The following is a 17,045-nucleotide window of genomic DNA, read 5'->3' as shown; positions in this document are numbered from 1 at the left end:
TGGACGGCCTGGCTGAACGATGGTCCAGCGGTTCTGGTCTTACCGTCGACACCGTCTGATCCTCTAGCTGAACAGTCGTCTCTGAGGATTGAGTTCGCCGACGACTTGCATGCGAAGGTCTTTGTTCAGCAGTCAGCGGGCAGTCGTCCTCCCCGATCGCGACTGATGAATCAGTGTCTAGATTTGCTGCGGGAGGGACCCGCTGTGCACTGGACCCCTGCAGCAGTGTCCTCAATGGCAGGCCCCATCGCCCGGTTGCTTTCATCGGTTTCAAACGGATGCCTCCGCCTCACCCGCACCGCGGCTCAGATTCGGTTCAGCGGAGTGGTGTCATCGCTGTCTTTGGAACAAGCACCGGCTGGGGTGCGGTTGGTTGCGCCTCTGTTCCGTGGGAAGGAACGCCTGCCCATGACGCCGGTTGCAGACGATGCCCTGTTGTTGCGGCTTGAAAGTCCAGCAGCCGATCAACTTCTGAGGCGTCTCCTCACAAACGAGTCGATACAGCAATCACTGGAGTCGAACTTCGGGCTCCCGTCCTCGACGTTGACAACACTGCTGAAAGCGCCGCTGCAGATTCGTCTAACCCCCGTGAGCCGTGGCCCGTTTCATGCCGTTCTTCAAATGAACCTGCGACTGACCATGCCACGAGCTCGCCTGGCGTCCACTCTCAACAGGGTTGGCAAAGCACTGGAGGAGCGTGGCCTGGTGCGTCAAGTTGTCGATGTGATCAACCCGGATGGTCGATCAGCCAGTGAAGCGGTTGTGTGGTCTCGAGCTGATGGACCACCCTTGGGAGGTCGGATTGTTGCCCCCTCGGACGATTCGCTTCAACGTCTGGAGTTGAGTCTTGGGGGTTCACCGCTTCCCAGTGATCCTGGCAGCACCGATGCAGGCACTCGGCTGAGCATGACCATGCTTCCCCGAGAACTGGTCAGACGGGGACTGATGGCAGACAGCTGGTCAAAGACGATTCAACAGGCTTTGTCGATGAAGCTGCAGCTTCAGCCCTTGTTCAAGAACAGGGCTGACTGGCAGTGGCTTGAGGGTCAGCTGGCTGAACCTTGAGTGGCTTCTGCGAGGCGCTTTTCTTTCTTGCGTCGTTCCGCAGCGAGGGTTTCCTGCATCAGTTCCACGGCCTGCTCCATCCGCTCACTGTTGGAGGAGAACACGGTCAAATCCTTTTCGACGCGTTCAGCCGGTAGTCCAAGATCCGGTGACAGATCGATGGCCTGCTGACGCAGGGCCTCTGCATCGCTCTCGTCCGACGACCCTTCCAGCAGAGCGAGAAGTCCAACCGCCATCAGTCTTGAGTAGTGAGAGCCGTCTCTCAGGGACTGTTCTTTCAACCAGCTCTGGGATGCGTCATCGGAATGCCCTTTGGCGTCCTGCAGGCATTGCTGAGCCGTTTGCTTCAGCTGTTCAGCGTCAAATCCGTTGCTGCTGCAAAGCGCAGATAACAAGGCTGCGGGGTGCTCCACAGGGCGGTAGCCCTGGGTGAAGCGCTTAAACACGGTGGTGAGGCCGACGGCGAAAAGGTTGTTGGCTTGGAACGCAGCCTGGTGACTCAGCAGGTGCAGCTCCACCAGTAGTTCATCAGCAATCCGCCGGTACAGCGGAGCAATGACATGCGGAAAGGCCTGATGAAAGGCGCGCTTGCTGTCCGCGATGGTGTGACGCTCAGCCAACGTGCGTGCTCTCAATCGAATGAGTGTGACCTTAGCGCCGAAGACAACGCCGTTAGGATTGTCAGACTCGCAGGGACGCCATGATTCCAATCGTGATCGAGGAGTCAGGTCGTGGTGAAAGGGCTTTTGACATCTATTCGCGCTTGCTACGCGAACGCATCATTTTCTTGGGGGAAGCCGTCACGAGTGATTCGGCCAATCGCATCGTTGCTCAGATGCTCTTCTTAGAAGCAGAAGACCCCGAGAAGGATATTTATCTCTACATCAATTCACCCGGCGGTTCCGTTTACGACGGCCTTGGCATCTTTGACACCATGCAGCACATCAAGCCTGATGTGCACACTGTTTGTGTCGGCTTGGCGGCGAGTATGGGAGCGTTTCTTCTCTGTGCCGGAACCAAAGGTAAGCGCAGCAGCCTTCAGCATTCGCGGATCATGATCCACCAACCCCTTGGTGGCGCCCGCGGTCAGGCCAGTGATATCCGGATTCAGGCAGACGAAATTCTATATCTCAAGGAACGACTGAACCAAGAACTCTCTGATCGCACCGGTCAGCCACTGGACCGAATTCAACAGGACACGGATCGCGACTTTTTCATGTCTCCCGGCGAGGCCGTTGAGTATGGCCTGATTGATTCCGTCATCGATAAGCGTCCCGTTCAGGCTGTGGAATGAAGTCCGGATTGCCCAGCAAAATCTGCCCGGTTTGTGAGCGGCCGTTTCAGTGGCGCAAGGCCTGGCGAAACAACTGGGATTCAGTGATCTATTGCTCGGAAAGATGCCGATGGCGCAAATTCAAACAACCAGATTCAAAATAATTCCTAGTAAGTGTTATCATGCATTAAATATTTTAAAATTCATCGCCATCATTGGGTAGTAAATCGTTGCGGCTGATTTTCAAAGTCTTCCAGAGTTCTTTAATCTGCTCGTATGCCTCCTCTTGGCTGATTTTTCCATTGGCTTGCAAGCCGACAATTAAGCCGATTCGGTCGGCAAACTGTTCAAGATTTTGGTGAAATGCGGCTCTCTGTGGGCTCCAATCTTTTCCGTGAAAACTGCTGTAGATCTCCATGGGATTGCGGATCCTATCCTGATCAGCCATGGATCATTGATCTGGGTTGGTCTGCTCAAGCATAAGGAGAGCAGACCAATTAAACATCGATTGTCAGTCGAGCATCACCACCGTGCGGTCCTTGTCTGGCACCTGAGTGAATTCAGCCACAACAGCTGCGAACTCGCCGCCATCCATGGTTTCTTTTTCAATCAGTAGTTCTACGAGGCGATCCATCGCCTCACGGTTGGCCGCGACGATGTCAAGAGTTTCCTCGTAGCAGCGCTTGACCATTTGACGGACCTGAGCATCAATCTGTTGGGAGATTGATTCCGAGATGTCATTGCGGGACATCAAGTCTCGGCCAAGGAACACCTCCTGACCTCCGCCTTCAAGGGCGACGGGACCCAGATCACTCATCCCGAGGCGGGTCACCATCTGGCGAGCCATGGAAGCAACTTGCTGAATGTCACCACCAGCACCTGTGGTCACTTCCTCATGACCGAACACCACATCTTCTGCAGCCCGACCACCGAGTGCTCCCATGATTCTTGCTTTGAGCTGCGCCCGGGTCACAAGGGTCTGCTCTTCATCCGGTGAGAACCAGGTAAGGCCCTGTGCTTGCCCGCGAGGAATCAGTGTGACCTTCTGAACCGGGTCATGATCCTTCACCAGGGTGCCGATCAACGCATGGCCCACCTCGTGGTAAGCGATCAGACGCTTGCTTCGGCCATCGGTCAGTGGACGGCCTTCCATGCCGGCGATGATCCGGTCAACGGCATCATCTATCTCGCTGAGGCCAATGGCTTCTTTGCGGCGACGAGCCGTGAGGATGGCGGCCTCATTCATCAGGTTGGCTAGGTCAGCACCCGTGAATCCTGGGGTGCGTCGGGCAATGCTCTCGAGGGACAGCTCCTCTTCAAGCTTTTTGTTGCGGCAATGAACTTCCAGAATGGAGAGTCGACCCTTGATGTCAGGGGCATCGACGGTGACCTGACGGTCGAAGCGACCAGGACGCATCAGGGCTGAGTCCAGCACGTCCGGACGGTTGGTTGCCGCAATGATGATGATACCGCTGTTGCCTTCGAAACCATCCATTTCGGTGAGCAGCTGGTTAAGAGTTTGCTCACGCTCGTCATTACCGCCACCAATGCCAGCGCCACGTTGACGTCCAACGGCATCGATTTCGTCGATGAAGATCAAACAGGGGCTGTTTTCCTTGGCTTTCTTGAACAGATCGCGGACCCGGCTTGCACCGACACCCACGAACATTTCGACAAACTCAGAGCCGGACAGGGAGAAGAATGGAACGCCAGCTTCACCCGCAATCGCCTTGGCAAGAAGTGTCTTGCCAGTTCCAGGAGGACCAACCAGCAGCAGTCCACGGGGAATCTGAGCACCAACAGACGTGAAACGCTCGGGTTGCTTCAGGAAAGTCACCACTTCCTGAAGTTCCTGCTTGGCCTCAGCAACACCGGCGACGTCATCAAACATCACACCGGTTTCCGCTTCCATCATGAAGCGAGCCTTGCTCTTGCCGAACTGCATGGCCTGGCCGGGGCCTCCGGGCATGCCGCTGTTGCGACGGGCTAGGAAGATCAATGATCCGATCAACAGCAGCGGGAACAGCAGATTGCCCAACAGGCCAAGGGCCTGAGGTGCTGTACGTGGGGGGTGGATGTCGAAGCTGATCCCCTCTTCCTTCAGGGTGTTGACCAGTTCCGGAGCAAGACCGGGAAGATCCACCCGCAGACGCTGGACGCGGTTGTCGAGGTCAGGATCAACGGCTTCGATCACAGCATTGCGGCCACCGTCGTAGATGTCCACAGCTGTCACGCGACCGGCTTCCACGTAGTCGAGGAAGCGGCCGTAACTCATGCGGGCCACCGCTGCATTGCGAGGCGCCACCGTGGTGCCCCCGGCGTTCTGACTGTTCAGACCACCGTTGCTGATCACCTGCCAACCGATCAGGAGCACGACGCCGATGGGCAGAAGCCAGAGGGCGACAATGCGCCAACGCTGATTCATGATCCTGGGAAATGATAAATGACTGTAAAGCAGGAAAATTGCTGCTGTGGTGTGGCTCAGAGGCTTCTGAGCGCCACGATCGGGTCGAGTTTTGCAGCTCGGCGGGCCGGTACGACACCGAAGAACAGGCCGATGGAGCCTGACAAGCCCACCGTGACCAGCACGGTGGTGAGCCCGATGCTCGCGGGTAGTGGACTGACCGCTGCCACCAGAGCGACCGTTCCCAGGCCGCCTGCCGTGCCAATGGCTCCACCGAGGCTGGCCAGGACCAACGATTCCACCAGGAACTGCTGGAGCACATCACTGCTGCGTGCCCCCAGAGCCTTCCGTAGTCCGATCTCCTCCGTCCGTTCACTGACGGACACCAGCATGATGTTCATGATTCCAATGCCGCCAACCAGCAGGGAGATTCCCCCGATCGCGGCCAGCATCAGGGTGAGTCCGCCAGTGATGGTGCCGACGATGGTGAGTGCATCTTTCTGAGAACGCACCGCGAAGTCATCGTCCCGAAGGATCCGGTGGCGCTGGCGCAGCAGGTTCGTGATCTGGAACTTTGCGGCACTGGTGCTGGCCTCGTCCCGCGCCTCCACGCTGATGAAACTGAGGCTGACGCCGTAGGTGGGATCACGACCGGTCAGTCGGGTCACCATGGTGTTCAGGGGGATGTATGCGTTCTCGTCCTGGTTGCTGCCGAACACCGCTCCCTTTGGGGCCATTACACCGATCACCTCGAAGGCCTCTGTTCCGATGCGGAGTTGTTGCCCCAGCGGTTCGCTGGTAGGGAAGAGCTTGCTCCGTAGGTCCGGCCCGATCACTGTTACGGCTCGAGCGGCCTGGTTGTCCTGGGGAGTGATGAATCGTCCGCGGGCAATCTCAAAACTGCGGACCGGTAAAAAGTCGGCGGTAATCCCCGAGATGGAACTGGTGGCCGTTCGCGCACCTGCCTGCACGACCTGGCTGCTGGTGATCTGCGGCGCCACACGGCGAACACTGGGAGCCTGTTCAGCGATCGCTTCAGCGTCTTCGAGGACCAGTGTTTTGGGGAAGGCCACGCCGCGGCGGCGGGTGTCGTTGTTGCCAGGAACCACAAACAGAACGTTGGCGCCGAGGTTGCTGAGCTGCTCTTCCGCCAGACCCTGAGCGCCACGTCCGACGCCCACCAGCGTGATCACTGACGCATTGCCGATCACGATGCCCACCATCGTCAGCAGGCTGCGCAATCGATTGCTGCGCAACGTGGTGAGAGCCATCCTCACGGTCTCCGTCGCTGGCATCCGCCGGGTCATCGCAGCTCAGCAGAGAAGAGCAATCAGATCATGTTGACGGGTTCTTCCTCGGAACTGACGATGCCCACCTTGACCAGATCGGTGGAACCGGAGACGCCCGTGTGGGTCCCGGCCGTCTGAACAACCAGATCCCCTTCTTTGAGAAGCCCCATTGTTTTGGCCTGGGTCATCGCAGAAAGGAACGTGTGAGTGGTGCGTTCGTGCTGCGGGATCACCAGCGGCTTCACCCCCCAAACCAGTTGCAGGCGGCAAGCCACGGTTGGATCAGGGGTAATGGCCAGAATCGGCGCTGCGGGACGGAACTTGCTGACGTTCTTGGCTGTGGCCCCACTTTTAGTGAGAGGGAGGATCGCCGAGGCGTTCAGCTGGCTGGCGATGGTGCTGACGGCGCCACTCAGGGCATTCGGCACCGTGCTGGCCAGATGGCTGTCAACGGAACGCTGGGGATAATCCTTTTCGATCCGGCAGGCGATGGTCGCCATCGTCTGAACGGCTTCCACCGGGAAATCGCCGACGGCCGTTTCGTTGGAGAGCATCACCGCATCGGTGCCATCGAGAATGGCGTTGGCCACATCGCTCACTTCGGCGCGGGTGGGCCGCGGGCTGGAGGCCATCGAATCCAACATCTGGGTAGCCGTGATGATCGGAATGCCCAGGCTGTTGGCTTTCTGGATCAATTCCTTCTGCAGAAGAGGGACCTCCTCAGCGGGCATCTCTACCCCCAGGTCACCCCTGGCGACCATCACGCTATCGCAAAGGGGAAGGATGGCATCGATCTGGTCGATGGCCTCAAACTTCTCGATCTTGGCGACGACGGGGGTCTCGTGGCCATGCTCACGGATCAGGCCACGGATTTCCTCCATGTCGGAGGGATTGCGTACGAAGCTCAGGGCCACCCAGTCGACCCCCTGGGAGAGACCGAATTCCAGATCCACCTTGTCCTTGTCCGTCAGAGCGCGGACGGACAGCTGCACATCTGGGAAATTCACCCCTTTGTTGTTGGAGAGAACACCGCCAACGGTGACGGTGCAGTGCAGGGTCTGTTCGGCCTGATCCACCTGCTCGACTTTCATCTCAACGCGGCCGTCGTCTAGAAGGATGCGGCTGCCGGCGGTGACTTCGTCAGCAAGCTTGTTGTAGGTGACGGTGGCGATGGATTGGTTGCAACTCACCGGCCTGGACGTCAGGGAGAAGTTGTCGCCATTGGCCAGGGTGATCGGGCCCTCGGCAAAACGGCCCAGGCGGATTTTTGGTCCCTGCAGGTCCTGAAGGATGCCGATGTTGATCCCAAGCTCTTCAGACACCTGGCGGATGGTCGTAATCCGCGCCGCATGCTCGCTGTGGTCGCCGTGGGAGAAATTCAGCCGAAAGGTGGTGGCTCCAGCCTGAACCAGTTCCTTGATTCGCTCGGAACTTTCCGTGGCTGGACCGATGGTGGCCACGATCTTGGTCCGACGGTTCTGATCGAACTGGCCCATACCGAGGCTCAAAATCCTTGCGGAAACTACCATCCGGGCGTTGTCAGGCTTTGCCGATGGAACTCAACGCCTATCAGGATGCTGCACGGAGAACAGCCGCTTACCCCCGGGTGGGTCAGAACCCCATCTACCCAACGCTGGGCCTGACAGGGGAAGCCGGAGAAGTGGCGGACAAGGTCAAAAAGGTGTTACGAGATCGCGAAGGGATTTTTGATCCTGAGACCAGAGAAGCGATCAAGCTCGAACTGGGAGATGTGCTCTGGTACGTCGCCCAGTTGGCCCGCGAGTTGGGTTATGACCTGGATGAGGTCGCTTCGGCCAATCTCGACAAACTGGCCAGCCGTGCGGCCCGTGGTCGCATTACGGGCAGTGGAGACCACCGCTAGGAGTTCATGCCCCAACGTCTGCTCCCTCTGCTTGCCCTGTTGTTGCTTTTGATCGGGGTGAATCCCGTAGATGCAGCCGATCTGAATCTCAACAACCTCGGCCTTGAGCCCTGTTCCCTTGAGGATCCCCGCAACCAACCGGACTTTGCTCGTCCCATGGGAGCGACGTGTTACGTCCTCAGTGGTGAGGTGGAGAACCCCGGTCGCAAGCCTGTGGTGGACACCGATGTGTTCGCTCGCATCCTTGACGCCAGTGGCGAACCGATTCTTCCGAACCGAACCCGGGTCGGCTCGATCGGAGATGTGATTCCCGGTTTGCAGACCTTCGCCCTGAGACTCTCCGTGCCGGCGGGCACTCCTGGTCCGTTTGAAATCCGCGACCCCCGGGCGCGGGGATTCAAGGCGCCCGTGCGCAACCTCACCAGCGTTGATGACGACGATCTGCTGCCGCTGGAGCAAGCGATTCAGTGATTCAGAACCCCAGACTCATTGACTGGAATTGAGCGCTGGATGCTTCGAGCAATCCCTGCAACACTCGCAAGGCAATGAACGCCAGGATCGCCGAAAGATCAATCCCACCGATCGGAGGGATCACCCCACGAAACATGTTCAGATACGGGTCGGTGATCGAGGCGACGCCACCCAGGACGGGGTTGCTGAAATCGATGTTGGGGAACCAGGTGAGCAGCACCCGCACGAACAGCACAAACAAGTAAATGTTCACGGCGGTGGACAGCACCAGCAGCAGATAGGCGATGCCACTGGTGAGCATGGTTGTGTCCACAGTTCGACTCGAAAGCTTCGAAAAGTCTATGCAGCCTCAGCCGGTGGATCCTGGGCCAAGTCCGGAAGAACCGAAAAGGTGCGATGGAATTTTTCGGAGAGCGTGATCCAGTACGAGCGTCCCTCGCTCTGACGGCGCCGTTCGATGAAATCCTGGGCCAGCAATTCCTTGATGTGGTCGTAGGCACCCGAGCCACGCAGATCCACCAGGTCTGCTTGCAGGATCCTTTTCTTCAGGGCAATCGTTGCCAGGGTCCGCAGTGCGGCGGTGGAGAGATTCACCGGCAGCATGTTTTGAACCAGGTCCGCGAGTGCCGGACGGAGTTGCAGTCCGAACCGGCCGTTCTGCTCGACGATCTCCAGTGCGGTATCCCGCTGGGCATAGCTGGCTGAGAGGGCCAGCAGGGCCTGTTGAACCCCCTGAGGTTCGGCTCGAGCAAGGTCAGACAGCTCGTTCAGACCGATCGGACGCCCTTTCAGATACAGGATGGCTTCGATCTGGGCAGCGAGAGACGGTGTGGACATCGCGAACCGTCGCAATGGTCCAAGGTATCGCCGTCAACGTCAGAGGAACAGGGTGTAAGCCGGATTGTCCGTTTCATTCCAGTAGGGGTACCCAAGCTCATTGAGGAAGGCCGTCCACTGCGGCTGTTCTTCCACCGGTATCAGCACACCCACCACGATCCGACCCACGTCAGCTCCATGGTTCCGGTAGTGGAAGATGCTGATGCTCCAACCGGGATTGAGAGCGCTGACGAAGCGCATCAGTGCCCCCGGTCTTTCTGGAAATTCAAAGCGGTACAGCAGTTCAAGGCAGCCCCCAGCGCAACCGTCCTTCGATGTGGATGGAAGACGACCGCCAACCATGTGACGGAGGTGACCCTTGGACAGTTCGTTGTCGCTGAGATCAAGACAGGAGAAGCCCTGTTGCTGGAGTCCATCCACGAGATGGTGACGATCCTGTGCGCCGTTCACCTGCACGCCGATGAAAATGTGGGCTGATTCCCCCTCACTCATTCGATAACTGAATTCGGTGAGGCTGCGGCTGCGCAGGTGATCGCACAGGGTTCTGAGGCTTCCCGGTTTCTCGGAGATTTCCACCGCCAACATCGCCTCACGTTCCTCTCCCAGCTCGGAGCGTTCGGCGATGAACCTCAGGCGATCAAAGTTCATGTTGGCTCCGCAGGCTACCGCCACCAGTCGGCGGTCCGCCATGTGGCAATCGGCCACATCCTGCTTCAGCCCAGCCACGGCAAGTGCACCAGCCGGTTCAAGGATGGAGCGCGTGTCTTCAAACACGTCCTTGATGGCGGCACAGATCGCATCGGTGTCGACCCGCACCATGCGGTCAACAAATTGCTGGGCCAGGGCAAAGGTGTGCTCTCCCACCCTGCGGACCGCAACGCCGTCGGCGAACAGGCCCACCTGGGCCAGCTCAATCCGTTGTCCCTGCTCTAACGACTGGGTCATGGCGTCCGCATCAAGCGGTTCCACGCCGACGATCTCCGTGCTGGGCCACAGCTGTTTGACGTAAGCCGCGATTCCGGCAATCAGTCCGCCGCCGCCGACCGCGACATAAATGGCGTTCGGTGGTTCAGGGCTCTGCCGCATGATCTCCAGACCGATTGTTCCCTGGCCGGCGATAACTTCCGGGTCGTCAAAGGGATGGATGTAGGTGAGTCCCTCATCAGCGCAGCGTTGTCTCGCTTCTGCTGAACATTCGTCGTAGGTCTCCCCATGGAGCACGACTTCCCCGCCAAGGCTGCGTACGGCCCGCACCTTCACCTCGGGTGTGGTGGCGGGCATCACGATGACGGCGCGGCAGCCGAGTTTTTTGGCACTGAGGGCCACGCCCTGGGCATGATTTCCAGCGCTGGAGGCGATCACGCCACGACTGAGTTCCTCCGGCGTGAGCTGAGCCATGCGGTTGTAAGCACCGCGAAGCTTGAACGAGAACACCGGTTGCAGGTCTTCGCGCTTCAGCAGCACCTCATTGCCGAGTCGGCGACTGAGGTTTGGGGCAGGGTCAAGCGGCGTCTCCCGCGCGACGTCGTAAACGCGAGCCCGCAGGATCCGCTGGAGATAGTCGGTCATCCCTCCATTCTCCCCATGTTCAGGGCTAACGGTCCTAAGGAAAGGACGCCGTAGATTGCAAGACCTGGAGCGGATGGTGCATGCATCTCGGAGATCTGACGCATCCGAATGAGCTGCACGGCCTCAAGCTGTCTGAGCTTGAGGATGTCGCTCGTCAGATTCGAGAGCGTCATCTTCAGGTGGTCTCCACCAGTGGCGGCCATCTCGGCCCTGGCCTGGGGGTGGTGGAGCTCACCCTGGCGCTCTACCAGACCCTCGATCTGGATCGGGACCGGGTCATCTGGGATGTCGGGCACCAGGCGTATCCACACAAATTGATCACCGGTCGTTTCAACGACTTCCATACCCTTCGCCAGCAGAACGGGGTTGCCGGGTACCTCAAACGCTCCGAAAGCAATTTTGACCATTTCGGTGCTGGTCATGCCAGCACGTCTATTTCAGCAGCGCTGGGCATGGCGATGGCCCGGGATAACCGCGGTGAGGACTTCAAGTGCGTCGCCGTGATCGGCGATGGTGCTCTCACCGGTGGGATGGCGCTGGAAGCGATCAACCACGCCGGACATCTCCCCGAAACCCCCTTGCTCGTTGTCCTCAACGACAACGACATGTCGATCTCCCCCCCGGTGGGTGCCCTATCGAACGTTCTGAACCGAGCACGGCTCAGTCCGCCGATGCAGTTCCTCTCAGGCAGTGTTGAGGAAAGCGTTCGCCATCTTCCCTTCATGGGTGGCGAGCTCCCCGCTGAGTTGAACCGCCTGAAGGGCAGCATGCGTCGTCTCGCGGTTCCCAAGGTGGGTGCCGTGTTTGAAGAGCTGGGCTTTACCTACATGGGGCCGATCGATGGCCATGACATCGGTGAAATGATGCGGACCTTCCAGGCAGCCCACCGTGATGGTGGCCCCGTTCTGGTTCATGTCGTCACCAAGAAAGGAAAGGGTTACCCCTATGCCGAGGCGGATCAGGTCGGCTATCACGCCCAGTCCGCTTTTGATCTGAGCACCGGTAAGGCCATTCCGTCGAAGAAACCGAAACCTGCCAGTTACAGCAAGGTGTTCGGCCAGACCCTGGTCAAGCTCTGCGAACAGAACAGCCGCGTGGTGGGCATCACCGCCGCCATGGCCACTGGAACCGGCCTGGATCTGCTGCAGAAAGCTGTTCCTAAGCAGTACGTGGATGTCGGCATCGCCGAACAACACGCGGTCACCTTGGCGGCAGGTATGGCCTGTGAAGGTCTGCGGCCTGTTGTGGCCATTTACAGCACCTTCCTGCAGCGCGCCTACGACCAACTCATCCATGACGTCGGCATCCAGAACCTGCCGGTGACCTTCGTGCTCGATCGGGCCGGCATCGTCGGTGCTGATGGACCGACGCACCAGGGTCAGTACGACATCAGCTACATGCGATCCATCCCCAACTTCACGGTGATGGCGCCCAAGGATGAGGCGGAACTCCAGCGGATGCTGGTGACCTGTCTGAACCACGACGGACCCACAGCTCTGCGCATCCCCCGTGGATCAGGGGTCGGCATGCCTTTGATGGAGGAGGGCTGGGAAGCACTCCCGATCGGTCGCGGTGAGCTGTTGCGTGAAGGGGATGATCTGCTGATCGTGGCCTATGGCTCGATGGTGTACCCGGCTCTGGACACCGCCACCCTGCTTGAGGAAGCTGGCCTTTCCACCACGGTGATCAACGGCCGTTTCCTGCGGCCCCTGGATCAAGCTTTGATTCATCCGTTGGCACGGCGCATCCGTCGCGTGGTCACCATGGAAGAGGGCGCTCTGGCCGGTGGATTTGGTGCAGCAGTGCTCGAGTCGTTGTCCGATCAGGACATCAGTGTTCCGCTGCTGCGGATCGGTATTCCCGACAAGATGGTCGACCACGCCACGCCGCAGCAGAGCAAGGAGTCGCTGGGGCTGATACCTGTTCAAATGGCTGAGCGCATCCGTCGCCGTTTTGAACTGGGCAGACGTGACTTCGCCGGTACTGCATCGGTATCGGCGATTCAACCCTGAACGCACGGCTGTTCTCCAGTGCGTGTTCTGATCGCTGGGGCAGGCCCGGCTGGCGCCAGCCTGGCTGTTCAAGTCGCTGAAGCGGGCTGGGCGGTGACCCTCGCCGATGCTTTGCCTTCTCCTGAGCGCAATGCTTATTCGAGCGCCGCGCTACCCCTAGCCGATGCCGATCGTCTGGGCATTCCCGGGGCGTGTCGCTCCACTATCTGGTGGGGATGGCAGCTGTTGGATCCTGATGGTCTTGAACACCAGTGGTGGGCGGCTGATCCGCAGGGGGTGGTGCTCGACTTCGCCGCCTTCAGACGACATCTCTGGGACCAGGCCCGGCGGTCAGGCGTTGAGCTGTTGAACGGTTGGCGGGTGCAGCTTGATCGCCTGGAGGCACGGTCGGCCGACCTGATCCTGACCTCAGCTGATCAACAGCAGCATCGAACGGTCGACCTCGTGGTGGATGCCACAGGGCCAGGTCGACATCTGCTGAAGCAGGCCGGCGTCCCTGTTGAGTCCACAGACGACCCCTTGCTCAAAGGAGACGGTGTGGAGTGGCTGCTTCAGGGAGACCGTGGCAACACAGCACGCTGGCGTGAGCGGGTCAGTTTCATGCTGGGCCGTGAGTGGATGCCCCATGGGTACGGCTGGGTGTTTCCGATGGCCCAGGATCGGCTCAAGGTGGGGGTTTGCCGTTTGGCACCTCCCGATCAGCCCAAGGTTCCCCTCGGGACATCTCTGCAACGGTTACTGAAACGTTGTGATCTCGACCGGCTGCCGGTGCTGGATCGTCACGGTGGACGTGTCGCCAGCACGATCAGACAGCAACAACCCCATGGCACAGGCGCCCTCTGGGCCGTTGGCGATGCCGCGGGTACCGCCAATCTGCTCGGAGGCGAGGGGATCCGCCACGCCATTGACAGCGCATCAGTCTTGAGCGAAAGCCTGCTCTCAGGTCGTTCCCACCGGGGCTATCAGGCTGCACTGAGACAGCGATATGGTTGGCGATGGGCGGTGTCTAATCGCTTGGCTCGGCGAACGTGGTGGGGCCTGAACACGCCTGAGGCCGATCACCGCATGCAACGGCTCATCCATGGTTTGTCCGGACAGACCTCTGCCGAGCACCTGTCCGAGCTTTTATTCGGGTATCGATTTGAGCGTTACGGCTGGCGATTGCTGCCGTACCTCAACTGAGGACCGTCACCTCTCAGAGGACGCCGCGGGCAGCAAGACCCTGAATGGCGCCGATGCCGATGATGTGGCCAAGGCTGGTGGTACCCAGCAGTGCAGCGTGACCCATGCCGCCGAAGAAAGCCGCGTTAGGCAGCTTGGCGCCTTCGTTGGGGAGCTTGATGGTGGCCTTGCCCACAGCGATGGCGATCACGTTGCAAACGATCATCACCAGCGCAACCTTGGGAGACCAGGTCACGGTTGCGGGGGCGATGGCGAAGAGAGGGGTCAGCATTCAAGCCAATGAGCGACGCTTCATCTTCCGAGCTCCGGGGACTTCTGTCTTCTCCTCTTAAGAGTTGTTCACCCTGTCGGCCTCGGAGCGGAGCAGCCCAATCACCAGAACAGCATTGGCCAGGGTGAGAAAAGCTTCCGCTCCGCCATGCAGGCCATCCACCGCCACCAGCTCCGCATTGCAGCAGCGCAAGGCAAAGACAGCGGCGATTATGGTCATGAGGACAAACAGCAGTGTCAGTCGGAACCCCCAGACTGCAAGTTCAGGCAGGGCCTCGCTGCGTTGAAGCCAACGGAGAAACAACAGATAGGGCAGTAGCGACAGAGCGAACAGCGGTGCGGGGTCAAAATCCATGACTCAGCTCGTCGCTCGGCGTTGCAGGAGCGACCACGCTGCCCAGGCCAAGACCATGTTTCCGATGAGGGTGAGCGCTGCTTGCAAGGTCACAAGTGGGCGAAGGGCCTCACTGTTGTCGAACAGGTGCCAGGTGCATGCCGCCATGGCACTGATCAGTGCCGGCACCATGGCCAAGGCCAGCCACTTCAGGCCCCGGCGTTGAATCAGGACGATGGCCAGGCTCCACTCGATCACCGAGGTGACATGGATCCACCAGGTGCCGAGGGACAAGGCATGCATGTATTCAGCCTAATCAGAGTGTTCGGTTGATAATGAGCCTCTCTCACGGAGGTCAGTCCCGTGGCTGCCAGATCCGTTCCGGCATATCTCCTCTGTGGCTACTACGGCGAGAACAACCTCGGGGATGACGCCCTGCTGGCCGTGCTGCTCAGGGAGTTGCCTTCCCCCAGTCGTCAGCTCGTCACAGCCCATGACGCCGATGCCCTTGCCGCACTGGCACCAGATGCCGAGGCGGTAGATCGTCGCTCCCTCCGTTCTGTGCTGCGGTCCATTGGACGGGTCGACGCGGTGGTGTTCGGTGGCGGCAGCCTGCTTCAGGACAGCACCAGTTTCCGCAGCCTGATCTACTACCTGCTGATCATCGCCATGGCGCGATTGCGGGGTCGGCCGGTGCTGCTCTGGGGTCAGGGACTTGGACCGCTGCAACGTCCGCTCAGCCGCAGGTTGGTGCGCCTGGTTCTCCCGGTTTGCCGCAGTGCCAGCTGGCGGGATCAGGCGTCCATGGATCGTGCCAGCCGTTGGGCTCCTCGGATGCCTATGCAGCTCGCCCCTGACCCGGTCTGGGGATTGCCCCGAAAGCCCTGGTCTGGAGGCCAATCGATTGTGGTGTGCTGGCGCCCTTCGCCACTGCTTGGAATGCAGGGGTGGTCTCTGTTGCTGAATGCTCTGAGTCGGCTGGCGGAGGACCTTGATGCCCCGGTCCGATGGTTGGCGTTTCATCGCCATCAGGACGGCGCGTTGCTCGACTGGCTCACCGATCAAGGGGCGGTCCCGCCAGGCCTGCATTCACGTTCTACAACGGTGATTCCATCGTCTCTCGAAACGGTCTTTGCCTCAGTCCGCAAAGCACGCCTGGTTATTCCGATGCGACTCCATGCATTGATCCTGGCCCGACTCGCGCTCTGTCCGATGGCGGCCCTGAGTTATGACCCGAAGGTTGAAGCCGCGGCTGCCATGGCGGGAGTTCCCTGCAGCTCTCTCGATGCGCTGCCGGATGAGCAGACGCTGCTGAAGCAATGGCGAGAGGCTATGGATACTCCGGCGGATTCTGATCAGATTGAACGGATTCGTGCCGCGGCGGCCCACCACGGCAATCATCTCAGACGTTATTTGCCTCAGCGGTGATATTCAGTTTTGTGCTGATCAAAGCTGCGGTCAATGGCCTGACCGATGGTGAGGCCAACTGGCAGATTGCCCCCAAAACTGGTGCCCAGGATGTGGCGGTATTTTTTTGAATCGACGAGTCGATATGTGGCGTCCGGCAACGGGATGTAGTTGCTCGTGGTTACAAGAGAGCTGATGTTGCGCAGGTAATAGCTGATGAATTGCCTGAAGGGTTTGTTGTTTCTCAGCGACTGATCATTGATGTAGAGAAAGAGTGGGCGGGAAAGAGGGCGATATTTTTCATTTTGCACACTCTTGACAGAGGGCATGACGGCGTTGTCTTTTGGGTTGACAATTTTGACTGCCTTTAGTTTGTCTGTGTTGTTTTTATAGTAGGCATAGCCAAAATAGGCCAGAGCTTGCCGGTTATCGGCAACGCACTTCACCAATTCGTTATCGTCTTCTCTGGCTAAGTAATCCGTCCTTGAGTTTGTTTTAGCACCATTAACAGTTTTGTTGAAAACATCATAAGTGCCTGAGTCATTGCCAGGCCCACATAATTTGATGGGCTGATCTGGATAATCAAGATTCACCTGATTCCAGCGGTTGATGGTTCCTTGGGCACTCTTGTTCCAAAGCCTGGAGAGTTCGTTGACGGTCATTGATCGTGACCAGTCATTGCCTGGGTTGACCACCACGGTGATGGCATCAAAGGCGATGGGAAGTTCAATGAAATTGATGCCGTTCTCCGCGCAACGTTTCAGCTCTTTGCCGGAGATCGGTCGCGATGCGTTGGCCAGTGGAATGTTGCCATTACAGAATTCTCGAAACCCTGCCGTTGATCCTGTTTCCTTGATGTCAAAGTCAACAGATTTGCCCTGACCTGTTGTTCGATATCCCTGAGTCGCGGCCTTGGTGATCGGGAATACGGTGCTGGATCCACTGATGCGGATGGTGTTAGCACCCTCTGAGGAGCTGGCAGCTAACCCAATCAAAGCGCTGCACCCTGCAATCACAAGGAACGAACGGAGCGCGAAACGGGACCCCATC

20 protein-coding genes are annotated in these 17,045 nt (G+C 59.0%); 8 read left to right on the top strand and 12 right to left on the bottom strand.

Annotation, left to right across the window (positions count from 1 at the left end):
* Positions 1-165 precede the first annotated feature (165 nt).
* Complete coding sequence (locus SynA1524_RS06435) at positions 166-1,065, top strand: hypothetical protein (protein ID WP_186496062.1); 900 nt, start codon at positions 166-168, stop codon at positions 1,063-1,065.
* Here the strand turns inward: SynA1524_RS06435 and psb29 are convergent.
* On the bottom strand, positions 1,047-1,685 hold the full coding sequence (psb29, locus tag SynA1524_RS06430; RefSeq protein ID WP_186496059.1) for a photosystem II biogenesis protein Psp29: 639 nt from the start codon (positions 1,683-1,685) through the stop codon (positions 1,047-1,049). The two genes, SynA1524_RS06435 and psb29, sit on opposite strands and share 19 nt — an antisense overlap.
* Before the next feature lie 80 nt (positions 1,686-1,765).
* Between psb29 and clpP the strand changes: the two genes are divergently transcribed.
* Positions 1,766-2,359: an ATP-dependent Clp endopeptidase proteolytic subunit ClpP gene (gene clpP, locus SynA1524_RS06425; protein ID WP_186496056.1), complete on the top strand. Its 594-nt coding sequence runs from the start codon at positions 1,766-1,768 to the stop codon at positions 2,357-2,359.
* Positions 2,356-2,502, top strand: coding sequence for a DUF2256 domain-containing protein (locus SynA1524_RS06420; RefSeq protein ID WP_186496052.1), 147 nt, complete (start codon positions 2,356-2,358; stop codon positions 2,500-2,502). Before clpP ends, SynA1524_RS06420 begins: the two co-directional genes overlap by 4 nt.
* Positions 2,503-2,534: 32 nt before the next feature.
* Here SynA1524_RS06420 and SynA1524_RS06415 read toward each other — a convergent pair whose 3' ends face one another.
* From SynA1524_RS06415 to pyk, 4 genes are all read right to left on the bottom strand, one after another.
* Complete coding sequence (locus SynA1524_RS06415; RefSeq protein ID WP_286188495.1) at positions 2,535-2,786, bottom strand: DUF7219 family protein; 252 nt, start codon at positions 2,784-2,786, stop codon at positions 2,535-2,537.
* 63 nt (positions 2,787-2,849) lie between these two features.
* Entirely contained in the window at positions 2,850-4,763 is a 1,914-nt protein-coding gene (gene ftsH, locus SynA1524_RS06410) for an ATP-dependent zinc metalloprotease FtsH (RefSeq protein ID WP_186496050.1), read from the bottom strand.
* Between the two features lie 56 nt (positions 4,764-4,819).
* Complete coding sequence (locus SynA1524_RS06405; protein ID WP_186496047.1) at positions 4,820-6,049, bottom strand: ABC transporter permease; 1,230 nt, start codon at positions 6,047-6,049, stop codon at positions 4,820-4,822.
* A gap of 23 nt (positions 6,050-6,072) precedes the next feature.
* Positions 6,073-7,527: a pyruvate kinase gene (gene pyk, locus SynA1524_RS06400; RefSeq protein WP_186496044.1), complete on the bottom strand. Its 1,455-nt coding sequence runs from the start codon at positions 7,525-7,527 to the stop codon at positions 6,073-6,075.
* A 56-nt stretch (positions 7,528-7,583) separates the two neighbouring features.
* Here pyk and SynA1524_RS06395 point away from each other — a divergent pair, with 56 nt between their 5' ends.
* Positions 7,584-7,913 carry a nucleoside triphosphate pyrophosphohydrolase family protein gene (locus SynA1524_RS06395; protein ID WP_186496041.1) on the top strand — a complete coding sequence of 110 codons (330 nt, stop codon included), beginning with the start codon at positions 7,584-7,586 and terminating at the stop codon, positions 7,911-7,913.
* A 6-nt stretch (positions 7,914-7,919) separates the two neighbouring features.
* Positions 7,920-8,384 carry a hypothetical protein gene (locus tag SynA1524_RS06390; RefSeq protein ID WP_186496039.1) on the top strand — a complete coding sequence of 155 codons (465 nt, stop codon included), beginning with the start codon at positions 7,920-7,922 and terminating at the stop codon, positions 8,382-8,384.
* Position 8,385: 1 nt separating this feature from the next.
* Here SynA1524_RS06390 and SynA1524_RS06385 read toward each other — a convergent pair whose 3' ends face one another.
* From SynA1524_RS06385 to ilvA, 3 genes are read right to left on the bottom strand one after another with little or no spacing between them, the layout of a single operon-like run.
* Positions 8,386-8,685, bottom strand: coding sequence for a YggT family protein (locus SynA1524_RS06385; protein ID WP_011128159.1), 300 nt, complete (start codon positions 8,683-8,685; stop codon positions 8,386-8,388).
* A gap of 38 nt (positions 8,686-8,723) precedes the next feature.
* The gene (gene scpB / locus SynA1524_RS06380; RefSeq protein WP_186496036.1) at positions 8,724-9,221 is read right to left on the bottom strand and encodes an SMC-Scp complex subunit ScpB; all 498 of its coding nucleotides are present in this window, start codon (positions 9,219-9,221) and stop codon (positions 8,724-8,726) included.
* Between the two features lie 39 nt (positions 9,222-9,260).
* Positions 9,261-10,790, bottom strand: a complete 1,530-nt coding sequence (gene ilvA / locus SynA1524_RS06375; RefSeq protein ID WP_186496023.1) for a threonine ammonia-lyase, biosynthetic — start codon at positions 10,788-10,790, stop codon at positions 9,261-9,263.
* A gap of 80 nt (positions 10,791-10,870) precedes the next feature.
* Between ilvA and dxs the strand changes: the two genes are divergently transcribed.
* Positions 10,871-12,802, top strand: a complete 1,932-nt coding sequence (gene dxs, locus SynA1524_RS06370; RefSeq protein ID WP_186496021.1) for a 1-deoxy-D-xylulose-5-phosphate synthase — start codon at positions 10,871-10,873, stop codon at positions 12,800-12,802.
* Between the two features lie 18 nt (positions 12,803-12,820).
* On the top strand, positions 12,821-13,984 hold the full coding sequence (locus SynA1524_RS06365; RefSeq protein WP_186496018.1) for an NAD(P)/FAD-dependent oxidoreductase: 1,164 nt from the start codon (positions 12,821-12,823) through the stop codon (positions 13,982-13,984).
* 13 nt (positions 13,985-13,997) lie between these two features.
* On the opposite strand, the gene psaK is transcribed toward SynA1524_RS06365, so the two are convergent.
* Genes psaK through SynA1524_RS06350 form a run of 3 tightly spaced genes read right to left on the bottom strand, consistent with a single transcriptional unit; the run spans position 13,998 to position 14,891 of the window.
* Positions 13,998-14,255: a photosystem I reaction center subunit PsaK gene (psaK, locus tag SynA1524_RS06360; RefSeq protein WP_186496016.1), complete on the bottom strand. Its 258-nt coding sequence runs from the start codon at positions 14,253-14,255 to the stop codon at positions 13,998-14,000.
* 57 nt (positions 14,256-14,312) lie between these two features.
* A complete protein-coding gene (locus SynA1524_RS06355; RefSeq protein WP_186496012.1) occupies positions 14,313-14,609 on the bottom strand; it encodes a DUF3593 domain-containing protein in 297 nt (98 codons plus the stop codon).
* Between the two features lie 3 nt (positions 14,610-14,612).
* Complete coding sequence (locus tag SynA1524_RS06350) at positions 14,613-14,891, bottom strand: DUF2499 domain-containing protein (RefSeq protein WP_186496009.1); 279 nt, start codon at positions 14,889-14,891, stop codon at positions 14,613-14,615.
* Positions 14,892-14,951: 60 nt separating this feature from the next.
* Here SynA1524_RS06350 and csaB point away from each other — a divergent pair, with 60 nt between their 5' ends.
* Entirely contained in the window at positions 14,952-16,016 is a 1,065-nt protein-coding gene (gene csaB, locus SynA1524_RS06345) for a polysaccharide pyruvyl transferase CsaB (protein WP_186496006.1), read from the top strand.
* Here the strand turns inward: csaB and SynA1524_RS06340 are convergent.
* Positions 16,007-17,044 carry a PstS family phosphate ABC transporter substrate-binding protein gene (locus tag SynA1524_RS06340; RefSeq protein ID WP_286188493.1) on the bottom strand — a complete coding sequence of 346 codons (1,038 nt, stop codon included), beginning with the start codon at positions 17,042-17,044 and terminating at the stop codon, positions 16,007-16,009. The genes csaB and SynA1524_RS06340 overlap by 10 nt on opposite strands.
* Position 17,045 lies beyond the last annotated feature (1 nt).

Source organism: Synechococcus sp. A15-24, assembly GCF_014280195.1.
Taxonomy (GTDB): Bacteria; Cyanobacteriota; Cyanobacteriia; order PCC-6307; family Cyanobiaceae; genus Parasynechococcus.
This window is presented reverse-complemented; position numbering and strand designations above follow the sequence as displayed.